Source organism: Geomonas paludis (assembly GCF_014193585.1).
Taxonomy (GTDB): domain Bacteria; phylum Desulfobacterota; class Desulfuromonadia; order Geobacterales; family Geobacteraceae; genus Geomonas; species Geomonas paludis.
Genome location: NZ_BLXY01000004.1, coordinates 253291 through 271611 on the forward strand (window position 1 = coordinate 253291; position 18321 = coordinate 271611).

Genomic DNA, 18321 nt, shown 5'->3' on the forward strand with positions numbered 1-18321 from the left:
CCACTGGCCACGGAGAAAATCTGAGAACTTCGGAGAAAACCAAACAAGAGGTTTTGTTTTCTCAGATTTCCTCAGAAGTTCTCCGTGGCCAATGGTTTTGTTTATTTCTTAACCCTGAACCCGGCCCTCTCCCACCCGGAGAGGTCGTTGGCAGGCTTTTGCTCCTTCGCTTTCGGCTGCCCTTTCGGCGTCGCGCTCTTTGGTGCCTGCTCCGGCATCGCCTGCTTGATGGAGAGCGAGATGCGCTTGGTCTGCGGGTCCGCCGAGAGCACCTTCACCTTGACGATCTCGCCGACCTTGACCGCCTCGTTAGGGTCCTTGCAGTAGCGGTGCGACAGCTGGCTTACATGTACCAGTCCGTCCTGGTGCACGCCGATGTCCACGAAGGCGCCGAAGGCCGCGACGTTGGTCACCACCCCCTGCAGGATCATCCCCTCCTTCAAATCGGCAATAGTGACCACGTCGTCACGGAAGGCCGCGGTCTGAAACTGCTCGCGCGGATCGCGTCCCGGCTTTTTCAGTTCGGCCAGGATGTCTCTCAGGGTGGGGAGGCCGATGCTGTCGGTTACGTAGCGCTCCAGCTTGATCCCTGCGGAAAGGGCTGGATCGGAGGCGAGTTGCGCCACGGTGACCTTAAGATCCGCCGCCATCTGCTCGACCACCGCGTAATTCTCCGGGTGCACCGCCGTGTTGTCCAGGGGATTCTCGCCGCCGCGGATACGCAGGAAGCCGGCCGCCTGCTCGAACGCCTTGGGGCCGAAGCGCGGCACCTTCAAGAGCGCCTGCCTCGTCGGGAAGGCGCCGTTCTCGTCGCGGAACTTGACGATGGCGCGCCCCTGGCTTTCGGAGAGACCCGCGACGTAGGAGAGGAGCGCCCAGGAGGCGCTGTTCAGGTCGACGCCGACGTAGTTGACGCAGGATTCGACCACCGCGTCCAGCGCCTTCTTCAACAGTGACTGGTTCACGTCGTGCTGGTACTGCCCGACGCCGATGCTCTTGGGATCGATCTTGACCAGTTCCGCCAGCGGGTCCTGCAGCCTCCGTCCGATGGAGATGGCGCCGCGGATGGTGAGGTCGAGCTCCGGGAACTCCTCGCGTGCGATCTCGGAAGCGGAGTACACCGACGCGCCCGCCTCGTTCACCATGACCGTCTCGGCCTTGACGCCGGCCGAGCGCAGCGCCTCGCGCACGAATACTTCCGTCTCGCGGCCGCCGGTGCCGTTGCCGATGGCGATCAGGCGCAGGTCGTGGCGCTCCACGAGCCGCACCAGCTCGGCTCCTGCGCTCTCCGCCTTAGGCCCGCCGGTGTGCGGGTAGATGGTGGTCTGCTCCAGGAAACGCCCCGTCTCGCTGATGGCAGCGAGCTTGCACCCGGTCCGCAACCCGGGGTCCACGCCCAGCACGCGCCTCCCACCGGCAGGGGGCAGCAACAGCAGGTTCCTCAGGTTCTGCGCGAAGACCGCGATGGCGGCCTCGTCGGCCTTGGTCTTCGCCTCCAGCCTCAGCTCCACCTCGATGGAGGGTGCTATGAGGCGCTTGTAGGCGTCGGCTGCGACTGCTTCCAGCACGCTCCTGAAAATGCTTTCCCTCTTGATCAGCCCGCCCTTCAGGCGTGCCACGATCTCCTCTTCCGGCGCGAGCAGGGTGAGGCGCAGCACCTCTTCCTTCTCCCCGCGCCTCATCGCCAGCATCCGGTGCGACGGTATCGTTTTGAGAGGCTCCTGGTACTCGTAGTACATCTTGAACTTGCCTTCCCGGTCGGCGCCTTCGCCCAAAAGCTGCGATGCGAAGATCCCCTGCTCTCGGGTGAGGTCGCGCACCATGGCGCGCCGGTCGGCGTCCTCGGCAAGCTGTTCCGCCAGGATATGCGACGCTCCCTCGAGTGCGGCGGCCGCGTCGGGGACTCCCAGTTCGTCGTTGATAAACGGCGCCGCGGCGTCAGTCGCCGAGCCTGCCGTCAACTCCTGGGCCAGGACCAGTTGGGCCAGCGGCTCCAGGCCGCGCTCGCGCGCGATGGTCGCCTTGGTGCGGCGCTTGGGCTTGTAGGGGAGGTAGAGGTCTTCCAGTTCGGTCTTCTTGCGGCAGGTCGCGATGCGCGCCGAAAGCTCCGGGGTCAGTTTCCCCTGCTCCTCGATGCTTTTCAGCACGGTCGCCTTGCGCTCGGCCACTTCGCGGTGGTAGTTGAGCAGGTCCTCGATCTCGCGGATCTGCACCTCGTCCAGCTCGCCGGTCTGCTCCTTGCGGTAGCGCGCGATGAAGGGGACCGTGCCCCCCTCGTTCAGAAGCGCCACCGTGGCCAGCACCCCGCCGCGCGGCAGGCCGCTTTCTTCTACAACTATTTCCAGTAACTGCGGTGTGTCTTGCATGTTCAAAGGCTCTCCTCAAAAAAAACTGATACCGACGATCTCCGCCTCAGGCGGGGACTGGCTCCGTCAGGTGCCTGTCCCCTTAGTCGCTTGAGGACGCTGGCTGAGCTGAAAGGTGCGTTCCGCTAGAGGGACAGGCACCTAACGGAGCCAGTCCCTTCTGCTGTCGGCAAAAAAAGAGGGTATTTCTTACACTCTTTGGGAGCCGGGGGCAAGAACTTTCCCGCCGGACGCCTAGGCAACAAATCCCTGTTTCTCGTAGTCGGCAAGCTTCCGGTACAGCGTGGCCACGCCGATGTTGAGCTCGGCCGCCGTGCGTGCCTTGTTGTTGCCGGTGGCCCTCAATGCCGCGAGGATGTATTCCCGCTCGATCTCCTCCAGCGGACGTACCGATTCCACGATGCCCGCCCTGGGCAACGCCGATCTCAATTCTTCCGGCAGGTCCTCAAGGTCGGCCCTCGTGTCCAGGCACAACGCCACCGCGTGCTCCACCGCGTTCTGCAGTTCTCGCACGTTCCCCGGCCAGCCGTAGCGCAGGAGCTGATCGGCCGCCTTGGGGGTGAATCCGGTCACCTTGCGCCCGGCGCGCCGGGAGGCCTGCTCCAGGAAGATGCGCGCCAAGGGGAGGATGTCCTCGTTGCGCTCCCTAAGCGGCGGGACCCGCACCTCGATCACCCTCAGCCGGTAGTACAGGTCGCGCCGGAAGTTCCCCTTGCTCACCTCGTCGGATAGGTTCCTGTTGGTGGCGGCGACCACCCTGATGTCGACCTGGCGCGACTTGTTCTCCCCGACCCGCCTCACTTCCCGCTCCTGCAGCACGCGTAACAGCTTCACCTGCATGGACTGGGAAACCTCGCCGATCTCGTCCAGAAAGAGCGTGCCGCCGTGAGCCGCTTCGATGAGCCCCATCTTGTCCCGGTCCGCACCGGTGAAGGCCCCCTTGGCATGCCCGAACAGCTCGCTCTCCAGGAGGGTCTCGGTGAGCGCGCCGCAGTTCACCGCCACGAATGGGCGCCCCGAGCGCGCCGACTCCTCGTGGATCAGCCGGGCGATGCGCTCCTTACCCGCGCCGCTTTCGCCGGTCACGATCACCGACGAGTCCACCCGGGCGATGCGCCGGGTCAACTCCACCACCTGGCGCATGGCGCTGGAGCGCGCGGTGATGCAGCCGAATTCCTCCGCCCCGGCGCTCAGACACGACATCTGGCGCCGCTGCTTCTTCAGGCGCTCTTCGGTTTCCCGCAGTGCCTTGGCCAGGTTTTGGAACACCTCGTCGCCGCTCTCCGACTCGAAGTAGGGCAGGTACGGCTCCAGTGCCTCGCCCCACTGCTCCCTGGTCCGCCCCTCGACGTGGCAGACCGCGTCCCCCTTGCCGCAGCAGCGGTCCTCGATGAAATAGACCTTCTCACCCCTCCAGTAGGAGACGTAGCCGCTGGCGAAGCCGGTCAAGGTCCAGCAGACCGAGTCCTCGGAAAGGCCCAGGTGCAAAAGGTGCTGCTCCACCTCGTAGCTGTCGTACCAGAACGACTGGACCAGCGGTTCGTCCTCGTTGCCGTCGCTGCGCTTGTTCTCCTCGACCCGGACCATCCCCTGCAGCATGTGCAGCTTGGGACCGGTCCAGCTGTCCGCGAAGAGGTCGGGAAACTCCAGCTTCAGGCTCTCCGCCGTCATCCGGCCATGGGCGTAGCCGAACCTGGTGAGGATGCTGCGCGCGGCGGCCATGCCCAGCGAACCGATCAGCTCCTTGCGCAAAAGCCCCAGGGCGATGGCATCGAAGATGATGGCCCTGCGCCCCATGAAGAACATGGTCCCCCCGTCGGGACGGAAGGAAAGTAGCTCCCGTAAATCCAGATCCGCCGATTGCATGCGTGCCTCCTCGCACCGTACCAGAATAAGAAGCCACCATATCATAATGATAGGTTATTTTCACGTTGTATACGAGGCTTTCCGGTAAGTGCTTGTAATCCGATTTCTTTTTCGCTGGCACGGTCGCTGCTATTCCCACCCCGAAAGCAGAGTTATCACCGAAATCTCGACCCGAGAGAGCCGGCAGCACAGTAACGGGCCCGGTGCGGTCGGTCAACAACCATCAATGGGAGGATCAACGTGGGAAGGAAATTTTTCGCAGCGCTGTCACTGCTGGTTGCACTGGGGGCGGGAATGTCCCCGGCGCAACGCGAGGCATCGGCTGCCAACATCAAAGGGAAGCATGGCTCGGAGGGGCTTGGCTGCGCCGACTGCCATAAGACGGACAAGCCGACGGCGGCGGCCGGCGTCGAGGTCTGCCTGGAGTGTCACGAGGGCTACGACAAGATGGCGCAGCGTACCAAGGCGCTGCACAACAACCCGCACGACTCCCACCTGGGGAGGATGGCGTGCCTCAAGTGCCATCGCGTGCATGCCTCCTCGGAGTACCTGTGTATCGAGTGCCACAGCGACTTCGAATTCAAGGACAAGTAGCTCGAACTGTTCAGGACGCGGCAACAGCGCGTCTCACCAACCCCCTTAGGGGAAATCAAAGAGGAGGAATCGATGAGAAGAGTTCGAGGTATCGCGATGGTGTTCGTGGCCCTTTTCGCCTTTGCCGCTCCGGCGCTGGCTGAGAAGGAAATGAACACCGACGTAGTAGTGGTGGGCGCAGGCACTTCCGGCCTGGCGGCCGCAGTCCAGGCACTGCAGTTGGGCGCCAAGGTGGTCGTGCTCGAGAAGCAGGCCAAGGTCGGCGGCACCGGCAGCTTCTGTGAAGGGGTCTTCGCCGCCGAGAGCAAGCCGCAAAAGCGCATCGGCATCGACGTCAGCAAGGACTTCGCCTTCAAGCTGATCATGAACTACAGCCACTGGAAGGCCAACGGCGCCCTGGCCAAGAACTTCGTGGACAAGTCCGCCGAGACCATCGACTGGCTCGACAACCTGGGCGTGAAGATCGAGTACGTCGGCGTCGGCGGCTTCGGCGGCCCGCTCACCTGGCACGTCATCGCCCCGGGTCCGGACTACCCGGACAAGAACCCCAGGGACTTCCACTGCCAGAGGATGATCAACGTATTCGAGAAGTACGTGCAGGATCACGGCGGCAAGATCCTCCTCGAGACCCCGGGCACCGACCTCATCACCGAGAGCGGCAAGGTGGTCGGCGTGATTGCCAAGGAGAAGTCCGGCGAGCAGCTGAAAATCAGGGCCAAGGCCGTGATCATCGCCACCGGCGGCTTCGCCAACAACAAGGAGATGATGAAGAAGTACGTCGCGTACCCGGAGGTGATCCCGGTCGGCAACATCGGCAAGGACGGCGACGGCATCAGGATGGCCGAGAAGGCCGGCGCGCAGCTCGAAGGGATGGGCACCGTCGAGGCGTACCGCCCGGGCCTCCCCGGCTTCCACCCCGCCGACCAGATGATCGCCCTCGCGGTGCAGCCTTACTTCTGGGTCACCCCGCGCGGCGAGCGCTACGTGGACGAGTCCAGCGTCGAGTTCTGGCCCTACGCCGGCAACGCCATCACCAGGATCGGCGGCACCGCCTATTCCATCTTCGACGAGTCCACCAGGAAGCTGGCAGTCGAGAAGGGAATCGAGATGCCGCTGGGCGAGTGGGTGCTGCAGGGGACCAAGCTTGCCAAGTTCGACGACTCCTTCAACAAGGAACTGGCCAAAAAGCGCGGCTTCGCCTTCAAGGCCGACTCCATCGAGGACCTCGCCAAGCAGCTCAACATGGATCCGAAGATCCTGAAGGCGAGTGTGGAGACCATGAACAAGTCCGCCGCGGTACGTGAGGACAGCGAGTTCAACAAGAAGTCCAAGTACCTGCGCCCCATCGCCACCGGTCCCTTCTACGCGGTCAAGCTCCTGCCGCGGCACTTGGGTACCCTGGGCGGCGTCAAGATCTCCGGCAACACCGAGGCGCTGAACGCCAAAGGCGAGCCGATCCCCGGCCTCTACGCGGTTGGCACCGACTCAGGCGGCATGTACGGCGACAGCTACGACCTGCTCCTGGGAGGGGGAACGGCGGGCTACGCCATCAACTCCGGACGTATCGCCGCGGAGAACGCGCTCAAGTACGCCGGCATGAAGAAGTAGCGTCATACCTGCCGTGGCGGTGACGCCGCCACGGCAGCCGCAGGTATTGCAACTAATTCAACGACTACCAATCGAAAGGGAACAGTACCATGAAGAAGATCAACATCGCCGCCATGACCTGCATCGCCGCCCTGGCGTGCTCCGCACCCGCACTGGCCATCGACCTCAACGCCTACGGCAACATCAAGCTGGGGACCTTCTGGACCCAGAACTCCTTCTACAGCGGCGCCACCGGTGCCGCCCGGCACGACAGCGACTTCAGCCTGGACAACTTCGGGGACAGCTTCATCGGCGTCAAGGTGAAGGATGGCGAGTACTCGGGCGTGGCCGAGGTGGGGCTTTACAACCCGAAAGCCTATTCCAAGGGGGTGGAGGTCCGGCTGTTGTACGGCGAGTGGGACTTCGGGGAGGGGAAACTGCGCATCGGTAAAACGCCGAGCCCCTACGTGTTCCGCTCCCAGCAGGTCTGGGACAGCGACGGCGGCTTCAACGGCTACGGCTCGCTCTGGGACGGCCGCTACGCCAACATCAAGGTGACCATGAACAACGGCTTCTACGTCGACGCCATGCAGCCGCGCGTCGGCAACCAGGCTAACAACACCACCAACGTCTCCCCCAACGCCGACGTGACCGCGGCCTACAGCCAGACCGGCAACAGCTACGCGGCGACCTACACCGACTACGACACCATGCTCCCCAAGATGGTGGTCGGCTACGAAGGGAAACTGAACAACTGGAGCTACGGCGGCGGCGTAGCCGGCAACTGGTACAAGGTGACCAGCTCGACCAACAACTCGACGCCGGTGAAGCACGACATCTACTCCTACCTCGCCTTCTTCCACGGCAAGGTGGAGCTCGCGCCGGTCGAATTGAGCTACAACGTCTTCACCGGCCAGAACGTCGGCGACCTGATGAGCACCGCGACCGGCAACGGCACCGGCAACACGCTGGCCAACCCCGGCCAGGCCAACGGCGCCTACTTCGATACCCTGCACGGCAAGAACTCGCACACCTACGGCGGCTTCGGCCAGGTAGGCTACCGGGCCAGCGACCGGGCCATGCTCTACACCGGCGTTTCCTACGTAAGGGACGACAACAAGATCGCCCACGCCGATGCCCGCATGGCTTCCTTCGTCAACCTGAACTACGCCCTGGGCAAGCACATCAACATCGTCCCGGAGATCGACTACCTGAACGACTTCAAGAACTCCCTGGGACAGAAAGAGCCGCGCTCCCTGATCGCCGGCGCCAAGTGGCAGATGACCTTCTAAAAACGAGCGGCAGTAGTTGGGGACTGCTCCGTCAGGTGCCTGTCCCCTTTCTTGCCCAGAGCAGCACTACTACTCGGGGACTGGGCTCCGTCAGGTGCCTGTCCCCCTTTCTCGCCGGCGGGGGCATATCCCCGCCGGCAAGGGAAACCGATGGAAACAGCAATCCTGCACGACGAACCGTTTAAGTGGGACAGCCGCTACCGCAGCATCATCGGCCGCCTGAACCGGATGCTCGATCAGTTGCGCCGCCACCCCTTGTCCGACGTAACCGGCGAGCTCGATCAACTGGTGACCGCGACGCTGACCCAGATCGTACCGGAGGAGCGCTACATGGAGCTGGTGGCGTTTCCCAAGGTGAGGGAACACCGGCTGTGCCACCAATCCATCAGCATCGGGACCGCGAAGCTGCGCTACCGCCTGGCGCTGGGGAAGGGTACGCCGGCCGACGAGCTGGAGCAGATCCGGCGGCTCTGGCTGGAGCACATCGAGGTGCACGACCGGCTCTTCGAGACGTTCCTGACTGCACGGGGGTAAACATCATGCCGGAGCGCAACCTGCTGCGAACCCTGTTCCTGGTCAACTTCGCCGTGACGCTGGCTTTCGGCATCGCCGACGCCTTCTTCTCGACCTATCTCTTCAGCCTCGGCGCCCGCGGCCTCATGCTCGGGCTGCCGCTGGTCTGCTATTCCCTCGCCAAGATCCTCTGCAGCCCCGCGCTGGGCGCCTGGTCCGAACGGGTCGGCTACCGCCGCGCGGTACTGGTAAGTCTCGCCCTTTACCTCGCGGTCTCGACCGGCTACCTCTTCAATCTCTGCGTACCGACACTCACCGTGCTGCGCCTTTTGCAGGGTGTGAGCTGCGCACTGTTCCGCCCGGTGCTCCTGTCACTGGTGGGGAGCTGCGCGGCAGAGAAGAGGCGGGGCACCGTCCTGGCCACCTTCGACATCTCCTTTTACGGAGCGTTATGCCTGGGGCCGCTCGTCGGCGGCCTGCTCAAGGACGCTTCCGGCTTCGCCGGCGTCTTCGCAGCCGTTGCCATCTTGTGCCTGATCGCCCTCTGTGCCGCACTGCGCGGCATCCCCGGCGGCGACCGCAGCGGCAACGCCCGGGGCCACGCCCGGCCGGCCGCTCCCGGGTTTTTGCGTCAGGATCGCACCGGCAGCTACCGGGCGCTGCTCGCCTTCATCTTCGGCAGGGCCTTCGGTATTTCACTCACCGGCTCCTTTCTCCCCATCCTGCTGACGGCGAAGCTGGGACTGACCGGCCTGCGCAGCGGCGTCATCCTCGCCTCCGGCACCGTCGCCATGACGCTGCTCTTGCGTCCCATGGGGATGCTCTCCGACCGTGCCCCGCGCCGTCTCCTGGTGGTGGCGGGGGGGAGCGCGGTGTCGGTGCTCTATTTCCTGGTCCCGGCCGCGCCCGGATTTTACCAGATGCTGCTGCTCACCCTGGCCATCGGCGCCTGCAGCGTGCTCTCGCAGCCTGCGAGCAGCGCTTTGCTGGTGGAAGAGGGGATGCGCCACGGCATGGCGGTGACGGTCGGCACCTTCAACGCGGCGCTGAACCTGGGCTTTGCCGTGGGCCCGCTCTGCGGCGCGCTGCTGCAGGGAAGCCTCGGCATTGCCGCCGTGTTTCACGCCGCCGGTACCGTCGGGCTGGGCGCCGTCGTACTCTTTGCCCTGCACGGCAGCGGGTCAGAGATGGAGGGCTCTCTCTGCGGGTCCCCCAAAATGATCCCGGTGGCTTCCGCGGCGGAATCCTCCTCATGTGAAACCATCCCCCCGTATTCTCACGCCGCTTGACCGGGCTCGCGAAAACAGCTATTCTGGCCAAATTTCAAATGAGAGGGGCTCGTTATGGTGCGTCCGAGTTGGGATGAATATTTCATCGAGATCACACGGCTGGTTGCCAAGCGCTCCACCTGCCTGAGGAGGCAGGTCGGCGCCGTCCTGGTGAAGGACAAGAACATCCTGGCGACCGGCTACAACGGCGCACCGTCGGGAACCGCCCATTGCCTGGATATCGGCTGCCTGCGCGAAAAGCTCGGCATCCCCTCCGGCGAGCGTCACGAACTCTGCCGCGGCCTGCACGCCGAGCAGAATGCCATCATTCAGGCCGCCAAGCATGGCACCTCCATCGAGGGGGCGACCCTGTACTGCAACACCATGCCCTGCATCATCTGCTCGAAGATGGTGATCAACGCCGGCATCAAGCGGGTGGTCTACCTCTCCGGGTATCCGGACCAGTTGGCCGAGGAGATGATCCGCGAGTCCGGCATCACCGTCGAGAAGTACGAGGAGCCGCAGCCATGAAATGCCCCTTCTGCAGTTTCAGCGACAGCAAGGTGGTCGACTCCCGCCCCGACAAGGGGGGCGCCGCCATCCGTCGCCGGCGCGAGTGCGAGTCCTGCGGCAAGCGTTTCACCACCCATGAGCGGGTCGAGGAAGTGCTCCCCCTGGTGACCAAGCGTGACGGCCGGCGCGAGCCCTTCGACCGCCTCAAGCTGGTGAATGGTCTGCAGAAGGCCTGCGAGAAGAGGCCGGTTTCGGTGGAGACCATCGAGAAGCTGGTGGACCGCCTGGAGACCCGGATGCAGGAAAGCGGCGAGCGCGAGATCCCGACCACCACCCTGGGCGAGTGGATCATGAACGAGCTGCACGGTATCGACCAGGTCGCCTACGTCCGTTTCGCCTCGGTCTACCGCTCCTTCAAGGACATCAACGAGTTCATGGTCGAGTTGCAGGACCTGTTGAAGAAGTAGTCCCCGGGCTCCCTGCCCTGTCCGTCCATCCCCTCGCCCTCCGGGAGAGGGTGGCCGAAGGCCGGGCCTGCGCGCCGCAGCGCTTCGGTCCGCGAAGGCGGGTGAGGGAGTTGCCACAAAGGAAAACTGAAGCGGCCATTGCAACGCCCTCACCCCGCCCCTCTCCCAGGGGGAGAGGGAGAGTAGGGATACCGAGTGTCAGGAAGCGAAATGTTTGCGGACCACCTTAACATGATGCGGCTGGCGGTGGTCGAAGCCAGAAAGGGCGTGGGCAAGACCGCCCCCAACCCCGCGGTCGGTTGCGTCATCGTGAAAGACGGCGCCATCGTCGGCAAGGGGTGGCACAAAAAAGCGGGCACCCCCCACGCCGAGGTACATGCCCTGCGTGCGGCCGGAGCGCTGGCCGAGGGCGCCGACGTCTACGTGACACTCGAGCCCTGCTCCCACTTCGGCAAGACCCCTCCCTGTGCCAGGGCGCTCATCGAAGCCCGCGTCGCGCGCGTCTTCGTCGCCATGGTCGACCCGAACCCGCTGGTCTCCGGCCGCGGCATCGGCATGCTGCGCGAAGCCGGCATCGAGGTCGAGGTGGGGCTTTTAGAGGCGGAGAGCCGGGAGCTGAACCGCCCCTTCATCAAGTGGATCCAGACCAGGCGCCCCTACGTGGTGCTCAAAAGCGCCCTCACCCTGGACGGCATGAGCGCGACCGCCAGCGGCGATTCCAAGTGGGTGACCGGGGACGCCGCGCGGCGCGAGGTGCACCGACTGCGCGGCAGGCTGGACGCCATCATGGTCGGCGTCGGCACCGTCATCAAGGACGATCCCCTTTTGACCTGCCGGGTCCCCGGCGGCAAGGACCCGCTACGCGTCATCGTGGACTCGACGCTCAGGATCCCGCGCCACGCCGCCCTGTTCAGTCTGAAGTCGCAGGCGCCGACCGTCATCGCCACCTGTTGCACCGATACAGCGGGAATTGAGGCGGTCGTAGCACATGGCGTAGAGGTGCTGGTCTGCAAGGAAAAGGAAGGGCGCGTCGATCTGGACGACCTGCTGACCAAGCTGGGAGATCGCGGCGTGCAGAGTATCCTGCTGGAAGGGGGGCACCACCTGGCCGGCGCCTTCGTGCGGGGCGGGCTCATCGACCACTGCATGCTGTTCCTGGCGCCCAAGCTCGTGGGCGGCGCCGGCACGGGGCTCTTCGCCGGCGAGGGCGTGCACCTCATGGCCGACGCCATCCGGCTGGAAGACGTCAAGGTAAAGCGGATCGGCGTTGATCTCCTGGTGGAAGGAACGCCTAAAACCCAAACCGGTTCAACGTTCAACGTTCGACGTTAGACCCCCCATTACTTTTCAGCCTGCTTCTGCGCGACGGCCTGTGCATCCAATCATGTGCTCCGGGCAGGTGCCGTCCCCGTGCCGTTGCTATATGAAGATTCAGCCGCTCGAACGTCGAACGTTGAACGTTGAACGTCTTCTGAGGTGTTATGTTCACAGGTCTTATTGAAACAGTAGGCGAACTGGTCTCCATCGAACGCCGCGGCGCGTCGGGGAGCCTCACGGTCAAGACCTCGCTCCCCCTGGACGAGATCAGGATCGGCGACTCCATCGCCATCAACGGCGCCTGCCTCACCGTGGTGCGCAAAGGTGGCGGCGCCGTCACCTTCGACGTCTCCCCCGAGACCATCGACCGCACCGCCTTCAAGAACCTGAAGAGCGGGGCGCCGCTCAACATGGAGCGCGCCATGCGCCTGTCGGACCGCCTGGACGGCCACCTGGTCTCCGGCCACGTGGACTGCGTCGCCACCATCACGGAACGGCGCGAGGTGGCCAACAACATCGTCTTCTCCTTCAGGTTCCCCGCCGAGTTCGCCAAGTACATCGCGGCCAAGGGGTCGGTGGCGATCGACGGCATCAGCCTCACCGTCAACGAGGTCGGCGCGGACAGCTTCAGCGTCAACATCATCCCGCACACGGCGTCCAAGACGACGCTCATCTCCAAGAGGGTGGGGGACGAGGTGAACATCGAGACTGACCTGCTCTGCCGCTACCTGGAGCGTCTCCTGGCGGGCAAGGAACGAAATCAAGGCGGGGTCACCATGGACCTGCTGGCTAAAAACGGCTTCATCTAGCTGCTTTTGCTTCCACTTCGACGAAAATTTTGTTATGGTCAACGCCCTAAAGTTTGTTGTCCAACCAAATTTGGCCGCTGGAGTGGGACACCCTCGCATCCCGGCGACCGATACTGAACGAGGAGAGGTTACGCAATGTCTGTAGCAAGCATAGAGGAAGCCATTGAGGAGATCAGAGCCGGGAGGATGGTGATCCTGGTTGACGACGAGGATCGCGAGAACGAAGGCGACCTCACCATGGCGGCCCAGTGTGTCACCCCTGAGGCGATCAACTTCATGGCCCGTTTCGGCCGCGGCCTGATCTGCCTCACCATGACCGCGGAGCGCTGCGACCGCCTTGACCTGCCCCCCATGGTGCAGGACAACACCTCTTCCTTCGGCACCGCCTTCACCGTCTCCATCGAGGCCAAGAAAGGGGTCACCACCGGCATCTCCGCCGCGGACCGTGCCCACACCATCCTGACCGCGGTGGCGCCGGGCGCCCAGGCCTCCGACCTGGCACGCCCGGGGCACATCTTCCCGCTGCGCGCCAAAAACGGCGGCGTCCTGGTTCGCTCCGGGCAGACCGAAGGCTCGGTCGATCTCGCGCGCCTGGCCGGGCTTGAGCCGGCGGGCGTCATCTGCGAGATCATGAACGAAGACGGCACCATGTCGCGCATGCCGGAGTTGAAGAAGTTCGCCAAGGAGCACGGCATCAAGGTCTGCACCATTGCGGACCTGGTCGCCTACCGCCTCAAGCACGAATCGCTGGTGCGCCGCTCCGTCGAGGTCGCGCTCCCCAGCTCCTTCGGCTCCTTCCGGGCCGTCGCGTTCGAAAACGACATCGACAAGCTCGAACACCTGGCGCTGGTCAAGGGAGAGGTCAAAGGGGACGAGCCGGTCCTGGTGCGGGTCCACTCCGAGTGCCTGACCGGTGACGTGTTCGGTTCCGTGCGCTGCGACTGCGCGGAGCAGCTGCATGCCGCCATGGCGCAGATCGAGAAGGAAGGGAAGGGGATCATCCTCTACATGCGCCAGGAAGGTCGCGGCATCGGCCTGACCAACAAGCTCAAGGCCTACGCGCTGCAGGACCAGGGGCACGACACCGTCGAGGCCAACCTGGCTCTTGGCTTCAAGGCCGACCTGCGCGATTACGGCATCGGCGCCCAGATCCTGGTCAACCTGGGTGTGAAGAAGATCCGCCTGATGACCAACAACCCGAAGAAACTGATCGGCCTGCAGGGGTACGGCATCAACATCGTGGAGCGGGTTGCCATCGAGATCAAGCCGTCCAAGGCCAACGAGAAATACCTGAAGACCAAGCGGGAGAAGATGGGACACCTGCTGGAAAATATTTGAAAAGCAGATAAAGACAAAGATTAAGATTGAGTTGAGCACCCCCACGACCTCGGTCAGTGACACTGCGAACCGTTCTCTTTGTCTTAATCTCAATCTTAATCTCAATCTTAATCTATTTTACTGGAGTGATTATGCCTAAATATTTAGAGGGAAAACTGAACGCCGAGGGGCTCAAGGTCGGCATCGTGGTCGGTCGCTTCAACAGCTTCATCGGAGAAAGGCTCCTCGAGGGGGCGCTGGACGCATTGCTGCGTCATGGCGCCGCTGACCAGGACATCACCGTTATGCGCGTGCCGGGGGCCTTCGAGATCCCGCTTGCCGCACAGAAACTGGCTCAGACCGGCAGCTTCGATGCCCTGATCTGCCTCGGTGCCGTGATCCGCGGCTCCACCCCCCACTTCGACTACGTCGCATCCGAAGTATCCAAAGGGATCGCCCACGTCTCGCTCGACGCCGGTATCCCCGTCGCCTTCGGCGTGCTGACCACCGACACCATCGAGCAGGCTATCGAGCGCGCGGGCACCAAGGCCGGCAACAAGGGCTTCGAGGCTGCCGTGACGGTGATCGAGACCGCAAACCTGTTCAGGGAGATGAAATAATTGACCACACGCAGAGAAGGTAGAGAACTGGCGCTGCAGGCGCTCTACTCCAAGGACCTGGTGACCCAGGACCCCAGCACCACGCTCAAACGCATCGTCGAGAGTTTCGGCGAAGGCGAGGACCCGACCCTATCCGCCAACTCCAAGGCCTATGCCTTTGCCGCCGAACTGGTTGCCGGCGTCGCCAGCCATCTCCAGGAGATCGACGGCCGCATCGCCGAGAAATCGAAGCACTGGAGCATGGCCCGCATGGCGCGCGTGGATCTGAACATCCTGCGCCTGGCCGTGTTCGAGCTGCTGTACCGTCCGGACATTCCCAAGAACGTCACCATGAACGAGGCCATCGAGGTGGCCAAGAAGTTCGGTGCCGACGATTCCGCGTCCTTCGTCAACGGCATCCTCGACGAAATCGCCTCCACGGTGACGGACAAGGAATAAAACCATAAACAAACAGGGATAAAAGGGATAAAGGGGATGTAACACCTACACCCTCGTCGGGCACGTCTTAACTGCAGAAGCAGGCATGCCGGGTATGCCAAGTGCTGCTGAACTCCGTCGGCGTAGGGTCCCCCCTTTGCGAAGGGGGACAGGGGGGATTTGCTTCAGGTGATGTGCTTCGGTTGTTATCCCTTTGATCCCTTTTATCCCTGTTCAATGCCTTTGCTTTAAAAATCTGAAATGACCAAAGAGGGAATATGGAAGAGATTAAGGTAGGCCTGCTAGGTTTCGGCACCATCGGTGCCGGCGTCGTGAAGCTGCTCAAGGAAAACTCCGCCCTCCTCACCGAGAAGACCGGCGCCCGGATCTCTCTGAAAACCATCGTCGACCTCGACATCACCACCGATCGCGGCGTCTGCACCGAGGGGATCACCCTCTCCAGGAATGCCGACGACGTGCTGACCGACCCGGAGATCTCCGTGGTCATCGAGCTGATCGGCGGCTACGAGCCGGCCCGCAGCTTCGCCCTCAAGGCGATCGGCAACGGCAAGCACGTGGTCACCGCCAACAAGGCGCTTTTGGCCGTGCACGGCGAGGAGATCTACGCCGCGGCCAAGAAAAACGGCGTCGAGGTCCTCTTCGAGGCCGCGGTAGGCGGCGGCATCCCCGTTCTCTCCGCGATCAAGGGGAACATGGCGGGCAACCGCTTCTCCACCGTGCTCGGCATCGTCAACGGCACCTGCAACTACATCCTTACCAGGATGACCCAGGAGGGTGCTGATTTCGCCGAAGTACTGAAGAGCGCCCAGGAGCTGGGGTACGCCGAGGCCGATCCCACCTTCGACATCGAAGGGGTCGACACCGCGCACAAGCTCTGCCTGCTCCTGTCGCTGTGCTTCGGCACCAAGATCGATCTGAAGGACGTCTATTCCGAGGGGATCACCTCGATCACCTCCGAGGACGTCGACTTCGCCCATACCTTCGGCTACCGCATCAAGCTCTTGGCCATCGGCAAGATGGACGGCGGCCAGATCGAGGCGCGCGTCCACCCGACCATGATCCCCATCGACTACCCGCTTGCCGACGTCCATGGCGTCTTCAACGCCATCCGTCTTACCGGCGACTTCGTCGGCCCGGTCATGTTCTACGGTCGCGGTGCCGGCATGGAAGCCACCGCCAGCGCCGTCGTTGGCGATATCGTCGATCTGGCCCGCAACCTGTGCGCCGGCATCACCCGCCGCTGCGCCCCGCTGGGCTTTTTGGACGACAAGGTCACCACGCTGCCCATCAAGCCCATCGGCGAGATCATCAGCAAGTACTACATCCGTTTCCAGGCGCTCGATCGTCCCGGCGTGCTGGCCCGCATCGCCGGCGCCCTGGGGGCGCGCGGCATCAGCATCGCCTCCATGCTGCAGAGTGCGAGAAGCGCCGATGAAGTCCCCATCGTGATCATGACCCACGATGCCCGCGAGGAGGACGTGAGGAAGGCCCTGGCCGAGATCGACACCTTTGAGGTGATCCGCTCCAAGAGCACCTACATCAGGATCGAGGACAACCTCGAATAGACCGGGTGGCAACGGTAAAAAGAAAGGGCGGAGTCAATCGATGACTCCGCCCTTTTTCGTTTTAAACCCGGAACACAGAGGACACGGAGGTCCACAGAGGGCACAGAGGGCACAGAGGAAAGGCTTTTTTGGGGGGGGGACCAAAACCTATTCTTTCCTCCGTGTCCTCTGTGGCCTTTCTCCGTGTCCTCCGTGTTCCGCCTTCCGGTTTCGGCAGTTAACGTAGAACCTAGATGTTGAGTGCCACGACATCGTGGACACAAATAAGTGCCACCACATCGTAGACAAAGTTCTCTGACAATCGAATAGCCATCGCGTAATCCTGTGGACACCGAAACCACGTTGGAGGTGTCCATGAAGGATGAAATTTCGCAGCAACGGATCTTAGCGGTACAGCGATATCTCAACGGGGAGTGCCCCGAATCAATTTGTGCATCACTGAGTAAATCGAGAGCCTGGCTGTACAAGTGGGTCGATCGCCATCATGAAGAGGATGATTCCTGGAGCGAAGCAAAATCCACACGTCCTCTGACCGTTGCTAACCGCACACCGCATGAGATTGAGGAAAGCGTGAAGCTTGTGCGGCTCAGCTTGTACAACCGTGGTCTCTTCTGTGGTGCGCAGGCAATACTGTGGGAGTTGGAAGACCTGAGCGTCCACCCGCTGCCTTCACTCCGCACCATCAATCGTATCCTCAGCCGCAATGAGCTGACCCATCGGCGCACCGGCAAGTATGAAGCTAAAGGAACCCCGTATCCTAGCTTGCCGTCGTCGTTGCCCAACCAAACTCATCAGGCCGATCNCGTGGTCTCTTCTGTGGTGCGCAGGCAATACTGTGGGAGCTGGAAGACCTGAGCGTCCACCCGCTGCCTTCACTCCGCACCATCAATCGTATCCTCAGCCGCAATGAGCTGACCCATCGGCGCACCGGCAAGTATGAAGCTAAAGGAACCCCGTATCCTAGTTTGCCGTCGTCGTTGCCCAACCAAACTCATCAGGCCGATCTAGTGGGCCCTTGTTACCTGAAAGGCCCTGTTCGCTTCTACGGTCTAAATGTCGTCGATACGGCGACTGGCCGATGTGGCTTGCATTCATCGCCTACAAAGGCTGGCCAAGACATCATCGACGGTTTCTGGGCCATATGGAGGCGGCTGGGAATACCGGATAATGTACAAGTCGACAATGCCATGTCTTTCTTTGGCAGTCTTGCGCATCCCCGGGGCATGGGGCCGCTGATCAGGCTTTGCCTGAACAATGACGTTGAGCCATGGTTCATACCCATGGCGGAACCGTGGAGAAACGGAGTAGTGGAGCAGTTCAATGACCTCTACCAGCAGAAGTTTCTCGCCAAGGTCACCATGGCAACGGAGGAAGACCTCAGAAGTGGATCACTGGCATTTGAGCACCGACACAACAGCAGCTACCGATACAGCAAGCTCGGCGGCAAAACGCCTCTGACGGCGCTCACAGCCTCCAATAAGAAACTGCGGTTTCCTGTAGAGGAGGAGGCTCCCCGGCATCGGCTGAAGAAGCCGGAAACGGGGCGTTACCATCTAGTGCGCCTGATCCGGAGCGACCTTAAACTCAACGTCTTTGGCGAGACGTTTCCGGTTCCGCCAGAGCTAAAGCGCGAATACGCAGTGGCTACAATCGATGTCAAAGAGCAGAAACTGAAAGTTTTCCAAGACCGAATCCAGGTCGAGGAATTCGACTACAAATTACGTTGAGGGAACGAGTGTCCACGATGTCCTGGCATCAAAATCTGTCCACGATGTCGTGGCACTCAACA

The 18321-nt window shown here is 62.6% G+C and carries 16 protein-coding genes and 1 pseudogene; 15 read left to right on the forward strand and 2 right to left on the reverse strand.

Annotation, left to right across the window (positions count from 1 at the left end; genetic code table 11):
- Positions 1 to 101 precede the first annotated feature (101 nt).
- Together H7687_RS13205 and H7687_RS13210 are read right to left on the reverse strand one after the other, a co-directional pair.
- Entirely contained in the window at positions 102 to 2366 is a 2265-nt protein-coding gene (locus H7687_RS13205) for a Tex family protein (protein WP_183348099.1), read from the reverse strand.
- Between the two features lie 234 nt (positions 2367 to 2600).
- Positions 2601 to 4232 carry a sigma-54-dependent Fis family transcriptional regulator gene (locus H7687_RS13210; RefSeq protein ID WP_183348101.1) on the reverse strand — a complete coding sequence of 544 codons (1632 nt, stop codon included), beginning with the start codon at positions 4230 to 4232 and terminating at the stop codon, positions 2601 to 2603.
- Positions 4233 to 4472: 240 nt separating this feature from the next.
- Between H7687_RS13210 and H7687_RS13215 the strand changes: the two genes are divergently transcribed.
- The 15 genes and pseudogenes from H7687_RS13215 to H7687_RS13285 all read left to right on the forward strand — a co-directional run.
- Complete coding sequence (locus tag H7687_RS13215; RefSeq protein WP_183348102.1) at positions 4473 to 4826, forward strand: cytochrome c3 family protein; 354 nt, start codon at positions 4473 to 4475, stop codon at positions 4824 to 4826.
- 72 nt (positions 4827 to 4898) lie between these two features.
- Positions 4899 to 6434 (forward strand): FAD-dependent oxidoreductase, encoded by a 1536-nt coding sequence (locus H7687_RS13220; protein WP_246404851.1) that lies wholly within the window; start codon positions 4899 to 4901, stop codon positions 6432 to 6434.
- Between the two features lie 89 nt (positions 6435 to 6523).
- Positions 6524 to 7705, forward strand: a complete 1182-nt coding sequence (locus tag H7687_RS13225) for a hypothetical protein (RefSeq protein WP_183348104.1) — start codon at positions 6524 to 6526, stop codon at positions 7703 to 7705.
- 150 nt (positions 7706 to 7855) lie between these two features.
- Positions 7856 to 8239, forward strand: a complete 384-nt coding sequence (locus tag H7687_RS13230; protein ID WP_183348106.1) for a hemerythrin domain-containing protein — start codon at positions 7856 to 7858, stop codon at positions 8237 to 8239.
- Between the two features lie 5 nt (positions 8240 to 8244).
- Positions 8245 to 9507, forward strand: a complete 1263-nt coding sequence (locus H7687_RS13235) for an MFS transporter (RefSeq protein WP_183348108.1) — start codon at positions 8245 to 8247, stop codon at positions 9505 to 9507.
- A gap of 54 nt (positions 9508 to 9561) precedes the next feature.
- A complete protein-coding gene (locus H7687_RS13240; RefSeq protein ID WP_183348110.1) occupies positions 9562 to 10017 on the forward strand; it encodes a deoxycytidylate deaminase in 456 nt (151 codons plus the stop codon).
- Complete coding sequence (gene nrdR, locus H7687_RS13245) at positions 10014 to 10466, forward strand: transcriptional regulator NrdR (protein WP_183348112.1); 453 nt, start codon at positions 10014 to 10016, stop codon at positions 10464 to 10466. The genes H7687_RS13240 and nrdR overlap by 4 nt, the downstream gene beginning before the upstream one ends.
- 210 nt (positions 10467 to 10676) lie before the next feature.
- Entirely contained in the window at positions 10677 to 11798 is a 1122-nt protein-coding gene (ribD, locus tag H7687_RS13250) for a bifunctional diaminohydroxyphosphoribosylaminopyrimidine deaminase/5-amino-6-(5-phosphoribosylamino)uracil reductase RibD (protein ID WP_183348114.1), read from the forward strand.
- Positions 11799 to 11947: 149 nt separating this feature from the next.
- Complete coding sequence (locus H7687_RS13255) at positions 11948 to 12592, forward strand: riboflavin synthase (RefSeq protein WP_183348116.1); 645 nt, start codon at positions 11948 to 11950, stop codon at positions 12590 to 12592.
- Positions 12593 to 12727: 135 nt separating this feature from the next.
- Entirely contained in the window at positions 12728 to 13930 is a 1203-nt protein-coding gene (locus H7687_RS13260) for a bifunctional 3,4-dihydroxy-2-butanone-4-phosphate synthase/GTP cyclohydrolase II (RefSeq protein ID WP_183348118.1), read from the forward strand.
- Between the two features lie 131 nt (positions 13931 to 14061).
- Positions 14062 to 14529, forward strand: a complete 468-nt coding sequence (gene ribH, locus H7687_RS13265; protein WP_183348120.1) for a 6,7-dimethyl-8-ribityllumazine synthase — start codon at positions 14062 to 14064, stop codon at positions 14527 to 14529.
- Positions 14530 to 14967 (forward strand): transcription antitermination factor NusB, encoded by a 438-nt coding sequence (nusB, locus tag H7687_RS13270; RefSeq protein WP_183348122.1) that lies wholly within the window; start codon positions 14530 to 14532, stop codon positions 14965 to 14967.
- 257 nt (positions 14968 to 15224) lie between these two features.
- A complete protein-coding gene (locus H7687_RS13275; RefSeq protein ID WP_183348124.1) occupies positions 15225 to 16532 on the forward strand; it encodes a homoserine dehydrogenase in 1308 nt (435 codons plus the stop codon).
- A 354-nt stretch (positions 16533 to 16886) separates the two neighbouring features.
- Positions 16887 to 17387 (forward strand): helix-turn-helix domain-containing protein, encoded by a 501-nt coding sequence (locus H7687_RS22210; protein WP_183348126.1) that lies wholly within the window; start codon positions 16887 to 16889, stop codon positions 17385 to 17387.
- Positions 17336 to 18259: pseudogene (locus H7687_RS13285) on the forward strand (transposase family protein); the annotation flags it as partial. The gene H7687_RS22210 and the pseudogene H7687_RS13285, both read left to right, overlap by 52 nt.
- Positions 18260 to 18321 lie beyond the last annotated feature (62 nt).

What these genes read in the sequence shown, in the direction of transcription:
- H7687_RS13205 (WP_183348099.1), bottom strand. Translation starts at nt 2,366, where the DNA reads ATGCAAGACACACCGCAGTTACTGGAAATAGTTGTAGAAGAAAGCGGC.
- H7687_RS13210 (WP_183348101.1), bottom strand. Translation starts at nt 4,232, where the DNA reads ATGCAATCGGCGGATCTGGATTTACGGGAGCTACTTTCCTTCCGTCCC.
- H7687_RS13220 (WP_246404851.1), top strand. Translation starts at nt 4,899, where the DNA reads ATGAGAAGAGTTCGAGGTATCGCGATGGTGTTCGTGGCCCTTTTCGCC.
- H7687_RS13225 (WP_183348104.1), top strand. Translation starts at nt 6,524, where the DNA reads ATGAAGAAGATCAACATCGCCGCCATGACCTGCATCGCCGCCCTGGCG.
- H7687_RS13230 (WP_183348106.1), top strand. Translation starts at nt 7,856, where the DNA reads ATGGAAACAGCAATCCTGCACGACGAACCGTTTAAGTGGGACAGCCGC.
- H7687_RS13235 (WP_183348108.1), top strand. Translation starts at nt 8,245, where the DNA reads ATGCCGGAGCGCAACCTGCTGCGAACCCTGTTCCTGGTCAACTTCGCC.
- H7687_RS13240 (WP_183348110.1), top strand. Translation starts at nt 9,562, where the DNA reads ATGGTGCGTCCGAGTTGGGATGAATATTTCATCGAGATCACACGGCTG.
- nrdR (WP_183348112.1), top strand. Translation starts at nt 10,014, where the DNA reads ATGAAATGCCCCTTCTGCAGTTTCAGCGACAGCAAGGTGGTCGACTCC.
- ribD (WP_183348114.1), top strand. Translation starts at nt 10,677, where the DNA reads ATGTTTGCGGACCACCTTAACATGATGCGGCTGGCGGTGGTCGAAGCC.
- H7687_RS13255 (WP_183348116.1), top strand. Translation starts at nt 11,948, where the DNA reads ATGTTCACAGGTCTTATTGAAACAGTAGGCGAACTGGTCTCCATCGAA.
- H7687_RS13260 (WP_183348118.1), top strand. Translation starts at nt 12,728, where the DNA reads ATGTCTGTAGCAAGCATAGAGGAAGCCATTGAGGAGATCAGAGCCGGG.
- ribH (WP_183348120.1), top strand. Translation starts at nt 14,062, where the DNA reads ATGCCTAAATATTTAGAGGGAAAACTGAACGCCGAGGGGCTCAAGGTC.
- H7687_RS13275 (WP_183348124.1), top strand. Translation starts at nt 15,225, where the DNA reads ATGGAAGAGATTAAGGTAGGCCTGCTAGGTTTCGGCACCATCGGTGCC.